Here is a 15,621-nt window from a genome sequence, read left to right as displayed (position 1 = left end):
AGAGGGTGTGACGATAGAATTATTGGGTAGAGTGGCATCTGGTGTAATTTGAGCAGAAGCGCAATGTGCACTCCAAATATACACACCACTTATGACAATTCCTGAGAGCCAACCGCAACGAGCACCCAACTTGGACATTGCACCCTCCAGTATTTACTGGTATTTGCACTAATACTGAGTAAATAACAATTATTATTGGTTTAATTTTATCTCAATTGTGCAAACAATAACTTGGCTTCGGTACTTTTTGGTTGGTTGCTACTGGCACCGTATGTATAGCAGTCCTATCCTAAATGATCAAAAAACAAGATCCCCGACAACTTTTACGAAGTCGGGGATCTGAATAGGACAAAGGTTAAGATTGTGCTCCATTTACCTAAAAAACGTTGTAATTAGGTGGAACGAGATTCTATCGCCACCGCTTTCTCCTCAGCTTGTGTAGGTAAACTTAACTTATCCAAAATCTCTAACATTTCTCGCTCAAAAGCAACCTGTGCGCGATTGGTTTTACCACCTACATACAGGCGACCATCTTTTTGCAATGCCCAAATTTGCGAGTGAGAGAAGTAACTCATCGTAACACCTAGCATGAGCAAGGCAAACCCTGTATAAACAATTGGTATTCCTGGATCAGCTTTAATCTGTAAGCCAGTACTGCCAATAATATCGAGAATTTTCAACGTTACACCATTGACTTGGGTAGACATTCCAGCGCGAACAGTGTCAACCAGCTTGCCGGTAGCATCGTAAATTAACATCATTCCTTGCAAGTCTTTCGCCAGTAAAGAGACACCTTCACTCATATCTGGTTTAGTAGGAATCCAAGTTCCCCAAATGCGTCCATTACCGTTGGTGTTCAGTTGCGCCATTGGTAGTTGAAAAATGGGGCTGTTGTTCACTCGCACTTTAACAGCAGAGATTCCCCAATCGGTTTGGTAGAAAGTTACGCCATGATAACGCAGAGGACTGTTGACGTAAATGGTCTTGCGATCAACTTCCTGTGCCTGATTATTTAAGACAGACATATCTGAGTAGAACTGGTCAATTCCACCAGAAGGGGTGTAGTCAATCCAAAAGCGATTGACTCGCACAGACCAATCTTTAGAAACTCGCGCTGCCCAAGGTCCCGCATCTATGATATTTTTTACTTGGAAGGTGTTACCACTGGCAACCATTTCCTGAGCCATAAAACCAGTCATTGCTCCCCAAATCGACCCTAGGAGAATAGTCACGATACCCACATGAACGATAATTGGTCCAATGCGTCCGATAATCCCTTTGCGGGCATAGAGAGTATCCTCTTTCTCTTGAAAAATTTTGTAGCGGCGATTTGGCAATAGTTGACTGAGGGTTTGTAGAGACGTTGTCGGGGTTTGTAGAGACGCGCCATGGCGCGTCTCTACATCGAATTCCGCACTCAAAGCTAACTTTTGAAATTGGCGGGGTTCCTCGTAAAATTTCCACCGACGGGCAGCTTTTAAAGCTGGGAACTGACGAGTAAAGGTACAAGCAGTTAAGCTTGTGCCAAAAAAGATGAGTAATGCTAAAAACCACCAAGTTCGATAAACATGGTCTAAGCCCACTGTTAAGACGACTTTCCAGGTGAGAAAACCAAATAAAGCCGGGTGTTCTGGATAGTTAGCTTGGTAAAACGCTAGCGATTGACCTTGCTCTATAACGGTACCAGTGACGCTAAAGAGTGCAATGACTAACAGCATCACAATTGCTAAGCGTAAATCGGTTAGCACGGGCAATAACTCTTTGCGCAATAACTGCCCAAATGCTGACCAGATAGATTGTTTGGAAACAGAATTTTCTATAGTCATTTAGCTAAAAAGTTCCCATAGGAATCCGAGAAATTAAAGAAAGCACACCAAATCCTACCAACAAAGCGCCGCTGACTGGGTTAATCCAACCAGACCAACGGCGCAATTCTAGCAATTTCTTGATTGAAGCTGTAAATGTACCCGCTAAAATTAATGGTGCAACATAACCTGCTGTGTAGGAAATCAGCAAAACAGCGCCTAAAATTAAGTCTTGTGTATTGGCAACCCAACCAAGCAAACTCGCTAAAACTGGGGTACTGCAAGGTGAGGCGACGACACCGAAACTCAAACCAATCAAATATGCTCGCACTCCTTGGGGTAATTCTTGCGAAATCCACTCTGTTCCGCCAAAAGAGGGCAATTGCAACGGTAAGGCTTCGAGTAAATTCAGCCCCATGAGAATGGCAATAATACTGACAATAATTGGTAAACCAATTCCCACCTGACCGTAGACTTTTCCCACAAAAGCTGCTATAATGCCAAGACCTGCCAATGTAGTTGCCAATCCTAAAGCAAACCACGTTGACTGGGTAGCTGCTTGCAGACGGTTTTTTGCTTCATATCCACCGATGTAGCCAATGGTAATCGGCAGCATGGAAAGCATACAGGGTGTGAGGCTAGTGAGCAACCCTGCTAAAAAAATGACGCCAATACTCAGCAAACTCAGGTGCGTGAGTTGGTTGGCGACGAGGGCGTTAGCAAATTGTTCTAGTTCGTAAAGTCGGGTTTGCAAAGTTTCAAGCATGGGGTATCTAAAAGCAGGAAATGCTTACTATGCTTGAATTTTAGCTTAATTTTAGATTGACCCTCCACGCGTTATGACACCTTTTGGCAACCCAAGCTGTTCTGGTGTCACAGGTTGACCATCCTGTACAAAATCAAAACTCTTTTTCACCATTGGTCCGTGAAAGAACAATGTCCATGCTTCTTGACCATCTTTGATCCAGATGCAATGGTGTTTCTGTGCAGACCGGAAGATAATTGAGCCAGGTCCATACCACTTGACTCCATCCTCAGTTTTCTCCCAGTAGCCACCTTTCAAAATAAGGCTGATGTTGAACCAGGGATGATTGTGGAGTACGCCTTTATACCATTCAGGGCGATCCAAAATATGGTTAAGTGTGATGTTAAACCAACGATTTGCCGGAAACAAGATAAAGTGAGTATGCTGTCGAGCTTGTGTTTTTTCTAAATTGTTATAGGCTGTTAGGCAGGGTCGAGACTCAAGATACTTTGTAAACCATTTTTGAAGCATAGTAGATATCTCCTGTCAAGGTTTTATGCCTTATTTGTAGCACAATAGGCAAATTTCACAACTGCTACAAGTTTGCTGACAACTTTTCGTTGGATTTTTTCACTTTAGATATCCAGCCTTTGTATGAATTCAAAATTTCTGAGTAGGGAACTGTAGTTTCAAATACTAACTCTGAGATAGAAGGTGGAAAGCGCTTGGGAAATATTTGGTGCAAAATGTTAGCAAGACTTTCCCTCAAGACAAACTCAATAAATAATCCCGTAGTAGAAGGAAAAGCATTGTCGCCAAGTTCTACTAACGCGTGGGCATCGTGCTTGCGGCGAACAGTAAATTGTTCTAGCGCTAGTGCTAAATCGTCAGAATATTCGTTCAAAAGGTTGTCCAACAAGACAACATCTTCAAGTGCGGCATTACAACCTTGACCAATAGAGGAAGATACAGCATGTGCCGCGTCTCCAATAACTAGTACACTGTCATCTTGATGATAGCGACTACAGCGAACTGTTAAAATTCTTGAGACTGGTCTATTGAGAAAAGCTTCAGCTTCCTCTTTTGGCATGAGTTGAGCAACTTCTGGGAAATTCTTTTGAAAGAATTGGAGAACTTCTTCTGGGCTGGAAAGGCTAGCTATCTGATTTTTGTTGTGAAGAAACAGAATGACACCACCCATACTCTCATCACGTTGATGTAGCAGAACTACGAATGTGCCATCTTTGAGCATCCACGAGTGGATTTTGCCTTTTTCTAGATAAATGCCAGAATTTTCATCAGGGCGAGGCAGGAAAATCGATTTGTAGTCATTGGGGACGTACTTTTGTTCACATTCAAAATCTTCTGTAGCAAGAAAATGCTCCCTAATGACAGAACGTCCCCCATCTGCACCGATTAAAAGGTCATAATCAATGGTGAAATCCTCTTGTGTTTCCAGTTGCAACTTCACCTTCTTGGCTGCAAAATCTACAGACGTGCATTGACAGTTGAAGTGAATGTTGAGCCGACTTTGGTCGTAGTTTTCAGTTAATTTTAAAAGGGCGATCGCCAATTTTGTCCGGTCAAGTGTAGTCAGAGGTTTCTTTCTTGGCGTAAACCGCGTCTTGCCATTTTTTTGATGAAAAATCGTTCCCCTCATGGACACACTAATCGCTTTGACGGCTTCCTCCAAACCCTCAATTTTTCTCAAAGCAGTCATTCCCCTTTCGTTTAGGGAGATGGGGTAAGTTCTGGATTTTGAGAATGAGATAATTCTCGGATCGCTGCGGCGTTCATAAATGTCAATTTGGTATTTATCGCCACGACGTAACAAGTAGTGAGCAAGTAGGAGTCCGCTTGGTCCAGCACCGATGATTGCAACTTTCTTAACCATGATTTTTCCCAAACTCATTCGTGCATTTGCTGTGTAGAGTCACAATTCAGCAAAGGTGCCAAAATCAACCGCATCTTTTAGGATACTTGCGGCGTTCCTCATCTCTATGGTAAAGATACTCGCGTGATGTTTCAAGCTTTTGGTTGGACGCAGGCGTCGTTACGTCAACCAGCTTTTTGATATGAATTTACTGATATGAATTTACATATATGTATGTAGCAACAAAAACCTCAATATTTTCTACCCATTGCTCTTGACTAGCAAAACCTTAAAAGCTTAATTGGCGTAGCATTAGGTGCGGCTGAAGTTTGTAGTCCGCGTCTACGCAAAGCCTGGATAGGATAATTTTTTATACACCTTTATTCGTTATTTTCACCACTACCGGAAGGTGCTGCTTCAGATGGCTGAGATTGATTTTGACGCAGACGTAATTGCTCGCGCAAATCATTCTGATTGGTGGATGCGTCTGGAGAGGGTTGCTGCCCATTCTGCTCTGAAGAAGAACTTTGTGGTAGCTGAGGTACTGGCTGTGGAGTTGTTTGTTCTGTAGTTGACTGTGTAGCTGCACTTGGCACATCTCGCCTGCGCCTGGTTCCGGTTTCTGTCGTGGTTTGGGGGGCGGCTTCCGGAGTTGTTAATATGGCTCGTCTTCTACGCCCAGAAGTTTCTTCCTCATTAGCTGCGGCTTCGCGGTTTCTCTGTTCTGCTTGTCTCTGAGCCTCTAGTCTTTGTTGTCTTTCTCTTTGACGCTGCAGAGCTTCTTGGTTATTCCGTGACCCCGCTATAGCGAAATTTGCAAACAATTGTACATTTTGTCTGCCAGCAGCTGCGGAATTTAATTTAAAGTCTCTTGCTTGTTCTAAGAGTGCTTCATCCAATTCTTTGTGACCACTAGAGCGGACAAGCCGGACATTGTTAACATTACCATTTTTGTCAACATCAAAAGCAACACCTGGTCTGCCTTCGATACCTCGCCGTTTAGCCCTTTCTGGATACTTGACGTCACACTTGACGCAATCTGCAGGATCTAACTGTGAAGGGGCTGGGGTTCTTGGTTTTGGGCGTGTAGCGACTCCAGTACCACTTCCTTGTCCACTGCCAGTACCAGAACCAATACCAGAACCGATACCAGAACCGATACCAGAACCGATACCAGAACCGATACCTGAGCCGATACCAGAACCTGAACCAGAACCAATACCAGAACCAGTACCTGAGCCTATACCTGAGCCAGAACCAGTACCAATGCCAGTACCAGTACCTGTGCCACTACGTACAGTGCCATCTCCTGAACCGGTGGCAATACGGGGACTATTACCCCCGCCACCGCCACCTCCACCGCCAGCTTCCTGGCTTGCTTTGGAGTTTTGCAAATCCCTCAACGTCTGTTTCAAATTTTGATCAGCCTGTGGTTTTGGAGCAGGTTCAGGTTTGCTTTGTGTATTTGTTGGCTGGGGAATTTCCGGTTGAGGCTTTGGAATTGGCTTTTGTACTGGTGCGGTGACAATTTTTTGCGGCTGCACTGGTGGCTTTCGCGGCACTATGACTGTTTGCTTGGGTTGCACTGGTGGCTTTGGCGGCACGACTACTGTTTGCTTAGGCAACACTGGTGGAAGCGGCTCTAGTGGCTTTGGCGGCACGACCACTGCTTTCTGGGGTAGCACTGGTTTGGGTGGTTCAACTGGTTGGGGTTTGATTGGCTCGACAATCTTTGGTTTCGGAGCCTCTTGAAGAGGTTTTACTGACTCTATAGGCTTTGCGACTGGTTTTGGCGCAGGCGGATCGACAACCACAAATTCTATGGGTTCTTCGTCAGTTTCCTGCGCTCTCTTGAAAAAATTATCTACTATGCCAGAAGCCAGTACACTGAGGTGCAGCCCTAACGAGCCTATCAGACTCAAAGCGAGAAACGTCCTGAGCGCCCTTGCTTCTCTACCTCGCTGCTCTAAAGCCGTGCCAGTAAAGCCCATAGTTTAATGCCACCCATTATCAGCAACTTAGGCAGATTAAAACATTTACGAGCAAATGTCAATTAGGCTATCAAGATAATCATTAACCTTGTGTAGACTGAAATGTAGCTCATGTCTAGTATTTATAGTCCCTAAAAAAAATTAGAAAATTGTCATCAATGGATGATGTTTGACATCTATTTTCATTTCCTTTAATTTGTATTGAGAACTTATATCAGTTGTGCCCAGTAATCTGGTAATCTGACAAAATTAGTTAGTGGCTTGAGAGAATAGTACATGGGAATCACAAATCTGTTTGCGGCAGGCGGTGTGGTAATGTGGCCGCTGCTAGCCTTTTCAGTTCTAGCAGTTGCTTTGATTATTGAACGTGTTAGATTTTGGGTAAAAATTAATACCCGTCAAAGCCGCGTGGTGCGAGAGGTGCTGAACCTTTACCGTCTCAATAATGTCGTTGGTGCACTGGATAAACTACAGAAAAATGCAGATTTACCCATCGCACGGATTTTTCTGACTGCTTTAGAACTAGAGGAACCAACTCCAGAAGAATTTCGCTTAGCATTAGAAAGTGAAGCGCAAGCCGAAATACCTTTGCTCAAGCGCTTTCAAAACATGTTCGATACAATTATCTCTCTTGCACCACTATTGGGGCTTCTGGGAACTGTTTTAGGATTAATTGTTTCTTTTGCCTCACTCAACATTGGTGATGTGGGAGGTAGCAGAACAGCAAATGTGACGGCGGGTATTAGTGAAGCGTTGGTTTCTACCGCATCAGGATTGGTTGTTGCTATTTTTGTACTCCTATTTGCCAATACATTCCGGGGACTTTACCTGCGCCAAATTGCGCTCATTCAGGAGTACGGCGGACAGCTAGAATTACTTTATCGCCGTCGCTATGAAAGAGGAGACAAAGCTTATGCGTCTGCAAGATGAACCAGACTTACCACCACAGATTAATATCGTGCCGATGATTGACGTGATATTTGCGATTTTGACGTTTTTTATCATGTCAACACTATTTTTAACACGGTCAGAGGGTTTACCAGTCAACTTGCCTAAAGCGGCGACAGCACAAACACAAGAACGCCCAGCGCAAGCCACCGTCACAATCGATAAGAGTGGGAAAATATTCTTAGATAAGCAAGCAATTAGTCTAGAACAGTTGGAAAACGGTGTGCGACAAAAGGTACAGCCACAGCAGCAAATGGTGATTGTGATAAATGCAGATGAAGGGGTGCATCACGGTCAAGTGGTGGCGGTGATGGATCTAGTACGGCGAGTGGAGGGAGCAAAATTAGCGATCGCCACCCAAAAACCATAGTCATTCGTAATTTGTAATTTATTCACACGCTTGGTGCGTTAGGCGCAGATGACCTGTAATTCTTTACACACTTTTGTGCGCTGTAACGCATCGTTCTAAAATGAGTGCGTTAAGATTCCAGCTATTTTTCTGACTGAAATTGCGATAATAACCAAGCAATAACTTGACTTTGGTCTGTTTGACGAGTACGCCGAAAAGCTTCGTTTAATAAAGAAATTGCTAATCCTGGTAAGACTTGAGATTGAGTTATCCGCCTACTACCACCATTTTCTATCGCAAAAGGTATAACTTGGACATTTTGGACATCGACAATCCAATATTCAGCGACTGCTAAATCTTCATAAAGGAGCCGTTTCTCACCTTTATCATCAGCAAGTGAGGAGTTCGCAACCTCTATGACTAAATTTGGGGATGGATAGATATCTAATTGAATGATAGAAGTTCCCCAAGGAATCGCATTTGCATTTTCACCAATGTAATAAGATACATCTGGTTGAGCATCATTAAAGCCTGTTTTCCTGTAAGTACAGTTATCCTTTCCATTCATAGGAATACCTTTGATCGCTGCAAACAGGCTGGCAGCCGTGATAATGATTGTGTGGTCACTAGCATGGTCATTTCCTACGGGTGGCATTTCAATCCTCATTTGTCCATTGTGGTAGTAGCCCTTAGCTTTTTCATACGCCGGGTTTTCAATGATGTGGATATACTCATCCCAAGGAGCTGCTAGCCAAGTATCTGTTGGTATTTTTGTTTGCAATTTACTCATCTGCTAACTGCCTCAAAATTTCTATGTCTTTTACCATATTCTATTAATAATGTCAAATCTATGCAGAACACAGAATCGACGTTACAACTTCGCCTGTGGACAGTTGAGGAGTACCACCGGATGGCTGAGGCTGGGATTTTGCATGAAGACCCAAAAAAAGCTCAAGTTGCTGACTCCACAGCCAACCTTGAGGCTTAAGCTTTCAACAATCACTAAATCGAAGAATAAAGCGGGAAAGACTTCGCATCCTTGGGCTTGACATACACCTTTTGTTGCGGTTCCAACTTCAACTCGTCAAAGCGATCGCGCGTCAAATGTGCTGTGACCACTTGTCCGTCGTTGAAGGTCAACTCCACTTGGACTTCCCAACCTAGATGTATCAACCGACTGACCCTAGCTGGTACCGTAGCTCCGTTAGCGGTCGTTTCGACAATTATGTCAGAGGGACGCAAAAATGTCTCTGGATGTGCAGAATCAAACCCATTACTCCGGAAAATCTGCGCTGTAGTGGGCAGCACGTTGACAGGTCCAATAAAACTCATGACAAATGCTGTCGCTGGATAATCGTAAATTTCCGCAGGCGTACCTATCTGTTCCACGCGCCCTTTATTCATCACCACGACTTGATCCGAGACTTCCATCGCTTCTTCTTGGTCGTGGGTGACGAAAACTGTGGTAACATGAACTTCATCATGGAGGCGGCGTAACCATGCCCGTAAGTCTTTACGCACTTTGGCATCCAGTGCGCCAAAAGGTTCATCTAAAAGTAATACCTCGGGTTCTACTGCCAGTGCCCGTGCTAATGCTACCCGTTGCCGTTGACCGCCGGAAAGTTGCGATGGGTAGCGATTACCTAGTCCACTTAGTTGCACTAAATCGAGCAACTCTTCTACTCGCTCTTTGATTCTTGTTTTTGTTGCTTTGCGAATTTCTAAGCCAAAGGCTATGTTTTGCCTCACTGTTAGATGCTTGAATAGGGCATAGTGCTGGAACAAAAACCCAATGTTCCGCTCTTGCACACTTTGATATGTAGCATCTTTGCCAGTCAGCAAAATTCTGCCACTATCTGGCAACTCCAAACCTGCAATCAGCCGTAGTAGGGTAGATTTTCCGGAACCTGACGGTCCGAGCAACGCTACCAGTGAGCCACTTTCAACTTCTAGACTGACTTGATCGACTGCTTTAAAACTGCCAAACTGTTTGGATACGTTCTCAACGACTATGCCCACCGCTACACTACCTCTGCAACTAATCTACGGATATTTGATAAGAATAAAGTGTATTACGTATACTATACATGATGCTACCTTTGATGGAAAAAAATTAGTTTCAGGCTCAACCGCTTCATTCTTAACTTGACACAGTTCTACACTCTTGCGAAATATTAAGGAATATTGCGTTTCTATCAAATCTGGAAACTAGAACGCGGCATTACCCAAAACTCCGTGATACGATGCTTTCGGTAAATGTCAAGATTGGGAGAAGACCTTTGACACTACGGGTTGCTGTTGTTGGGTCCGGTCCAGCTGGTTCATCTGCCGCAGAAACGCTCTGCAAAGCTGGAATTGAAACCTACCTGTTTGAGCGCAAGCTAGACAATGCTAAGCCTTGTGGCGGTGCAATTCCCCTGTGCATGGTGAGTGAATTTGACCTGCCGCAGAATATTATCGATCGCCAAGTGCGGAAGATGAAAATGATTTCGCCCTCCAATCGTGAGGTTGACATCAATTTAGAAAAAGAAGACGAATATATAGGAATGTGCCGCCGTGAGGTGCTGGATGGTTTCCTGCGGGATCGTGCGGCAAAACTGGGCGCAAATTTAATTAATGCCACCGTTCATAAACTCGATATTCCCAGCAACAATACAGATCCCTATACCATTCATTATGTAGACCACACAGAAGGCGGTGCCCAAGGTATTGCCAAAACCCTGAAAGTCGATGTGATCATCGGGGCTGATGGGGCGAATTCCCGTATTGCTAAGGAAATGGATGCAGGGGATTACAACTATGCGATCGCCTTCCAAGAGCGGATTCGGCTGCCTAAAGATAAAATGGCTTACTACGAAGACCTCGCCGAAATGTACGTCGGCGACGATGTGTCTCCAGATTTCTACGCTTGGGTTTTCCCTAAATACGACCACGTCGCAGTGGGAACTGGTACGATGCACGTTAACAAAGCGAGCATCAAACAATTGCAAGCTGGTATCCGCGCCCGTGCAGCCCGCAAACTGATTGGCGGTCAAATTATCAAAGTAGAAGCACACCCAATTCCCGAACATCCCCGTCCCCGTCGCGTTGTTGGGAGAATAGCTTTGGTGGGTGATGCTGCTGGCTATGTCACCAAGTCCTCTGGCGAAGGCATTTACTTTGCTGCCAAATCAGGACGGATGTGTGCCGAAACGATTGTAGAAATGTCGAATGGCGGTAGCCGCATTCCAAAAGAAGCTGACCTCAAGGTGTATATTAAGCGCTGGGATCGCAAATACGGGCTGACCTACAAAGTACTGGATATCCTGCAATCCGTATTTTATCGTTCCGACGCCACCCGCGAAGCTTTTGTGGAAATGTGCGCTGACCTGGATGTCCAACGGCTGACTTTTGATAGCTATCTCTATAAAACAGTTGTGCCGGCTAATCCCATCACTCAGCTGAAAATTACTGCCAAGACTATTGGTAGCTTACTTCGCGGTAACGCCCTTGCTCCCTAAAAGGGACACGAAGAGGTGGGGAAGTTTAAAAAAACTCCGTACCTCGTCACTTTAACAGTGAACAGTTATCAGTTATCAGTAAACAGTGAAAAATGTCATCCCAAAAATGGATACAGCAACAAACCAGTTGCACCGATGGAGGACAAAACAGTAGGTGAAACGCTCCCGAATTGATACGTGGAGAAATCAAAAAAATCTTTGTTGAACTGATAGCTGATAACTGTTCACTGTTATATGTGTATAAGTATTTATTCTTTCTTACAAAAAAGTAATAGATTAAGTTTAGGTTATCCTTTCAATAACACTAAATATTCTGTGAAACCCTTATAATAATAGCGTTATCAACAATCTAAAAAGAGAGTTGCTTTGATAAGAATTTACAAAGTCTATATAAAGATTTCATGAAAATTCAATGAATTTCTTGGCAACTTTTCCGTGGATTTACTAAGGTGGACGGGATACCAACTTGAGACAAGCTCCTGAATAGGAGTAAAAGCCTAGCTATGAAACTAAGTCCAGTTTTTGCAACTGCTTTGTCTACTTTTGCTGTGAGTGTGATCACAGCACTTGGTTTCTCCAGTCAAGCTCAGGGTCTAACTTTTTTAGGCAACTCGAGTGGTATCTGGGGAACACCTAATTCAGGGAGCAATACCGACCCCATTTTTTCTGGTGTGGGAACTAACACATTTATTTGGGGACGTTCTCGTCCAGATGATCTTGAAAACAACTATGGAACACCTGCAAATCAACTGACGTTTACTGGAAATTCTATTTCCACAGACGACGTTGGCTCACTGTTTAAGATAGGGGCTTTAGAATACTACAACGGCAAGGTTGAGGAAAATACGAACGTTAATTCCGTACCTTTAAATCTGACGTTATCATTTACCAATCCCAGTAATCTCAGCGAAGTTTTCAACTCTGAGTTTCTGCTTGATAATACAACGAACTCAGGAGAAGATCCTGACGACGATGCGGATACTGTGTATGTCAAGAAAAACTTTGGCACTCGCAGTTTCAAGTTTGATGGGAATGAGTACTTAGTGAATGTCATTGGCTTTAGCCAAGATGGCGGTAATACAAGTGTTAGCGAATTTCGCGTTCTTGAAGATAACAAAACGACAGCAGGTCTTTATGCCAGAATCACTCGGGTGACACCATCGGAAAAAATTCCTGAACCAGCAAGCACAGTTGGGTTATCACTGCTAGGCATCTACCTTATGACCCGCAAGAAATCCTTGAGGGCAAAAAACTGATAAATTGCTAATCGCTCATACCGAAAATAATACGGGAGCATGATAGCCCCGAAGCACCTCTGTCAAGGAATTAAACGAATTGACAGAGGTGCGTCATTTATGTCGGGGTGGAAAGGCGACACGGGCAGAATTAAGCTGCCTTGTGCCAATGCCCGGCGGTCTTGAAATCAAACAACTTGGGTACACGATGCACTATTGGCACTCTCTAAATTTTCCGTAGCGTAGAGTGTCAATTTTTTGAATTAACTCAAAGAAATGATCGTCGAATTGAGGCGCAATCATTTATCACGGGGGGCGCGAGAGTAAGTTTATCCTCCATCAAATCAAACCGCGCCCCCATTTGACATACTTGGAAACCAATATGTGAGACACTTTGCAGCAGGTCGAGCCATCAGCAGCCTACAAGACGGCACTTGACACATAGCGACTTTCCGCACGGTCATCACCTCCCCTTGTTTAACTCTCGTTACTCAACTCCTGATGTCGTCGAAGCACCTTCAGTTGATTGAGGTATACTGGGCAACTCCAAGCAGTAACCCGCGCCATATACCGTTTTAATGTAGCGGGGATGGCGCGGGTCAGGTTCTAGTTTGGTTCTCAAATGGCGAATGTGTACGCGAATGGTTTCGATATCATCATCTGGATCGTAACCCCAGACTTCCCTAAGGATTTCACTGGGGGAAACTGTCTGACCGTGGCGTTGTAGCAAGCAGTGCAGAAGCTCAAACTCCAAGTGAGTCAGTTTCACTGTCTGACCGAACCATATTGCTTCAAACCGTTCTGGAACCAGGGTAAGCGGTCCGTAGTTGAGAATTTCACTGTGCTTGGCAGCTTGAGGAATTCGGTCAGTACGTCGCAAGAGCGCCCGCACCCGTGCTAGCATTTCTTCAACTTCAAAGGGCTTAGTGAGGTAATCATCTGCGCCAGCATTAAAGCCTTCGACTTTGTCTTGAGTTTGACTTAAAGCCGTTAACATCAACACGGGAATCTCGGCTGTACGCTCATCCCGCCGCAGGCGTTGGCAAACGGTAAATCCATCTACCCTGGGCAGCATCAAGTCGAGCATAATCAAATCTGGCTGTAGCTGGAGAGCTAGCGCCTGACCTTTGATGCCGTCTTCAGCTTGGCTGACATCATATCCAGCCATTTCTAAGTTGACGGCAACGAGTTCTGAAATTGCAGGGTCATCGTCTATGACAAGAATCCTCGGCATTAGTAAAAATTTATTACTACTTATTAAGGATAAATAAGAACCTTTGGTAGATACAAAGATTGCTTTATTGATTATAAAAAATATTTTAAATCTAACATAAAGATTAAGATTAAAGGATTAGGGAACCAAACCTAAACTATACTAAATTTCGGTCTGAATGTGTGACTCCTCTTACAGTCCAGCGTGGTTTTTGCAAAACGGTGTGGTTTTGACTGTCTACACCGCTCTTCGGGCTAGTCGTGATTGGGAACGTACAACCCAAAACCCAGAGCCGCCCTACGAGGAAAAAATCTTTATAGGTGCCCAAGGGGTACCGATTTTTGGCTGGGTAGCTATCCCTGAAAATGCTCATACCACTATCGTCGGCACTTATGGCATTACAGGCGATTTGGATGACCAATGGTATCTGAGGCTGCTGGGGCGCAAAGCATATGCTCAAGGGTATGCCGTCGTACTCTTTGATTGGCGTGCCCACGGTAAGACAGCTCAGTTGTCGCCAACGTTGACAAGTGATGGGTTGTACGAGGGAGAAGATTTTGTTCGCATTAGCGCCGCTGCCAAAGCAATGGGATGCCCAGGAAAATTTTGGTTTACGGGGTACTCTTTGGGGGGGCAATTGGCGCTATGGGCAGTGAAAGCTGCTGTGGAATTAACTAGAGAGGATGAAAATTTAGGGCTAGAAGACAGCGACATTGGCGGTGCTGCAGTCATTTGTCCAAGTTTGGATTCAGCGCGATCGCTCTCTTTTCTCGTCAAACACCCTGTGGGAAAATATTTTGAAAGGGCGATCGCGCGGCAGTTGAAAAAACTCGCGTGGCGAATTCATGATGCTCATCCTGGAACTATTGACCCGCAAGCGATTGAAAGAGCAAACAGTATCTGGGGTTTTGACGAGGAACTGGTAATACAGCGATTGGGTTTCCCCACAGTGGAAGCTTACTATGACGCAAGTAGCGCTTTACCACTGCTGCCAAACCTCACAAAACCGACTTTAATTATATACGCTGAAGATGACCCATTCTTTGAACCAGCAATCATACCTGAATTGCAAGCCGCCTGTGCTAACAACCCAAAGATAGATTTAGTACTAACTCGTTACGGTGGTCATGTTGGCTATATAAGTAGTAAAGAGTGTCAGCGCCAAGCAAAAGACCCTGATAAATGGTGGGCATGGAATCGGATTTTAGAGTGGATTGGTAAGCAGGAAAAGACGAAATCTATTCATCTGACTTCACAATCAGATGTATCAAAGCATCAATTAGGCGATCGGTACGCCTCTAATTAACAATTAACTGGACATTAGTGGAAAAAGCATACATATATCCATCGTTGCGATGAATTGACTTACAGTACTTATGCCTTACAGGGCTAACTTTACCTTTTGGAGTTCTCCCGCGCAAAAACACCACTTTCTCGTACGGTTAATCGACCAACATGAGTTCCGGCAAACTTTCCGGTAGGAAGAATAGCCCGAACCATATCACCCGTTTGAAACCCAAAGAAGGTTTTGCAGCGGGTTCTATGCTTAACAGGGAAGCCATATTTGTTGGTTGTACACATTTGACGGTTTCCCCATCCTTTTGCGGCAATCAACAGAGGCTGCGTTGTCAGTACTTGTAACGTTTCAACAACCCCAACACAAGCAGCATCTAGCCAATGAGTTTTGGGTAGCCCAAGGCGAACAAACGAGTCTTGCTTGTGGCATGGCGACGCTGATTGGAATGCTGCTAATGTCCTTTCTCTTATTGGAGCGGTCTTTGTAAACCCGCTTCGAGGTTCAATCCTTTCTTGTGAGAGGATTAGGGCTACTGAAAGCCCCGCCCTTCTAAGGCTGGGGTAGTTTACGTATCATTTTTCAAATATACTGTCGTATAAACAATCTTATCGATAAGTTCCTTGATTTTTTTGGGTTTTTTTAACATTAAATGCACCTTTTTTAAA

The 15,621-nt window shown here is 44.4% G+C and carries 15 protein-coding genes and 1 pseudogene; 7 read left to right on the top strand and 9 right to left on the bottom strand.

Annotated features, from left to right (window positions below):
- Positions 1 to 392: 392 nt before the first annotated feature.
- From AACT52_RS25200 to AACT52_RS25180, 5 genes are all read right to left on the bottom strand, one after another.
- Positions 393 to 1,826: a cytochrome c biogenesis protein gene (locus AACT52_RS25200; protein ID WP_073633781.1), complete on the bottom strand. Its 1,434-nt coding sequence runs from the start codon at positions 1,824 to 1,826 to the stop codon at positions 393 to 395.
- Positions 1,827 to 1,830: 4 nt separating this feature from the next.
- A complete protein-coding gene (locus AACT52_RS25195) occupies positions 1,831 to 2,571 on the bottom strand; it encodes a cytochrome c biogenesis protein CcdA (protein ID WP_073633780.1) in 741 nt (246 codons plus the stop codon).
- A 51-nt stretch (positions 2,572 to 2,622) separates the two neighbouring features.
- Complete coding sequence (locus tag AACT52_RS25190; RefSeq protein WP_073633779.1) at positions 2,623 to 3,081, bottom strand: hypothetical protein; 459 nt, start codon at positions 3,079 to 3,081, stop codon at positions 2,623 to 2,625.
- A 64-nt stretch (positions 3,082 to 3,145) separates the two neighbouring features.
- Complete coding sequence (locus AACT52_RS25185) at positions 3,146 to 4,444, bottom strand: FAD-dependent oxidoreductase (RefSeq protein WP_073633788.1); 1,299 nt, start codon at positions 4,442 to 4,444, stop codon at positions 3,146 to 3,148.
- A gap of 359 nt (positions 4,445 to 4,803) precedes the next feature.
- On the bottom strand, positions 4,804 to 6,414 hold the full coding sequence (locus AACT52_RS25180) for an energy transducer TonB (RefSeq protein WP_073633778.1): 1,611 nt from the start codon (positions 6,412 to 6,414) through the stop codon (positions 4,804 to 4,806).
- Positions 6,415 to 6,690: 276 nt separating this feature from the next.
- On the opposite strand from AACT52_RS25180, the gene AACT52_RS25175 reads away from it, so the two are divergent.
- Both AACT52_RS25175 and AACT52_RS25170 read left to right on the top strand, forming a co-directional pair.
- Positions 6,691 to 7,344 (top strand): MotA/TolQ/ExbB proton channel family protein, encoded by a 654-nt coding sequence (locus AACT52_RS25175; RefSeq protein ID WP_073633777.1) that lies wholly within the window; start codon positions 6,691 to 6,693, stop codon positions 7,342 to 7,344.
- Complete coding sequence (locus tag AACT52_RS25170; RefSeq protein ID WP_073633776.1) at positions 7,328 to 7,732, top strand: ExbD/TolR family protein; 405 nt, start codon at positions 7,328 to 7,330, stop codon at positions 7,730 to 7,732. The genes AACT52_RS25175 and AACT52_RS25170 overlap by 17 nt, the downstream gene beginning before the upstream one ends.
- A 121-nt stretch (positions 7,733 to 7,853) precedes the next feature.
- On the opposite strand, the gene AACT52_RS25165 is transcribed toward AACT52_RS25170, so the two are convergent.
- Positions 7,854 to 8,501 carry a Uma2 family endonuclease gene (locus AACT52_RS25165; RefSeq protein ID WP_073633775.1) on the bottom strand — a complete coding sequence of 216 codons (648 nt, stop codon included), beginning with the start codon at positions 8,499 to 8,501 and terminating at the stop codon, positions 7,854 to 7,856.
- A 60-nt stretch (positions 8,502 to 8,561) separates the two neighbouring features.
- On the opposite strand from AACT52_RS25165, the pseudogene AACT52_RS25160 reads away from it, so the two are divergent.
- Positions 8,562 to 8,657 (top strand): annotated as a pseudogene (locus AACT52_RS25160) (Uma2 family endonuclease); the annotation flags it as partial.
- A gap of 56 nt (positions 8,658 to 8,713) precedes the next feature.
- Here AACT52_RS25160 and AACT52_RS25155 read toward each other — a convergent pair.
- Positions 8,714 to 9,730, bottom strand: coding sequence for a sulfate/molybdate ABC transporter ATP-binding protein (locus AACT52_RS25155; protein ID WP_073633774.1), 1,017 nt, complete (start codon positions 9,728 to 9,730; stop codon positions 8,714 to 8,716).
- A 224-nt stretch (positions 9,731 to 9,954) separates the two neighbouring features.
- Here AACT52_RS25155 and chlP point away from each other — a divergent pair, with 224 nt between their 5' ends.
- Both chlP and AACT52_RS25145 read left to right on the top strand, forming a co-directional pair.
- Positions 9,955 to 11,211 (top strand): geranylgeranyl reductase, encoded by a 1,257-nt coding sequence (gene chlP / locus AACT52_RS25150; protein WP_073633773.1) that lies wholly within the window; start codon positions 9,955 to 9,957, stop codon positions 11,209 to 11,211.
- Positions 11,212 to 11,714: 503 nt separating this feature from the next.
- Entirely contained in the window at positions 11,715 to 12,467 is a 753-nt protein-coding gene (locus tag AACT52_RS25145; protein WP_073633772.1) for a choice-of-anchor K domain-containing protein, read from the top strand.
- A gap of 466 nt (positions 12,468 to 12,933) precedes the next feature.
- On the opposite strand, the gene AACT52_RS25140 is transcribed toward AACT52_RS25145, so the two are convergent.
- Positions 12,934 to 13,680: a response regulator transcription factor gene (locus AACT52_RS25140; protein WP_073633771.1), complete on the bottom strand. Its 747-nt coding sequence runs from the start codon at positions 13,678 to 13,680 to the stop codon at positions 12,934 to 12,936.
- Positions 13,681 to 13,837: 157 nt separating this feature from the next.
- Here AACT52_RS25140 and AACT52_RS25135 point away from each other — a divergent pair, with 157 nt between their 5' ends.
- On the top strand, positions 13,838 to 14,965 hold the full coding sequence (locus tag AACT52_RS25135; RefSeq protein ID WP_073633770.1) for a YheT family hydrolase: 1,128 nt from the start codon (positions 13,838 to 13,840) through the stop codon (positions 14,963 to 14,965).
- Positions 14,966 to 15,054: 89 nt separating this feature from the next.
- Here the strand turns inward: AACT52_RS25135 and AACT52_RS25130 are convergent, their stop codons facing one another.
- Positions 15,055 to 15,240, bottom strand: coding sequence for a hypothetical protein (locus AACT52_RS25130; RefSeq protein ID WP_198940987.1), 186 nt, complete (start codon positions 15,238 to 15,240; stop codon positions 15,055 to 15,057).
- A gap of 44 nt (positions 15,241 to 15,284) precedes the next feature.
- Between AACT52_RS25130 and AACT52_RS25125 the strand changes: the two genes are divergently transcribed.
- Positions 15,285 to 15,443 (top strand): hypothetical protein, encoded by a 159-nt coding sequence (locus AACT52_RS25125; protein WP_158054769.1) that lies wholly within the window; start codon positions 15,285 to 15,287, stop codon positions 15,441 to 15,443.
- Positions 15,444 to 15,621 lie beyond the last annotated feature (178 nt).

Source organism: Scytonema sp. HK-05, assembly GCF_963872035.1.
GTDB lineage: Bacteria > Cyanobacteriota > Cyanobacteriia > Cyanobacteriales > Nostocaceae > Kalymmatonema.
This window is presented reverse-complemented; position numbering and strand designations above follow the sequence as displayed.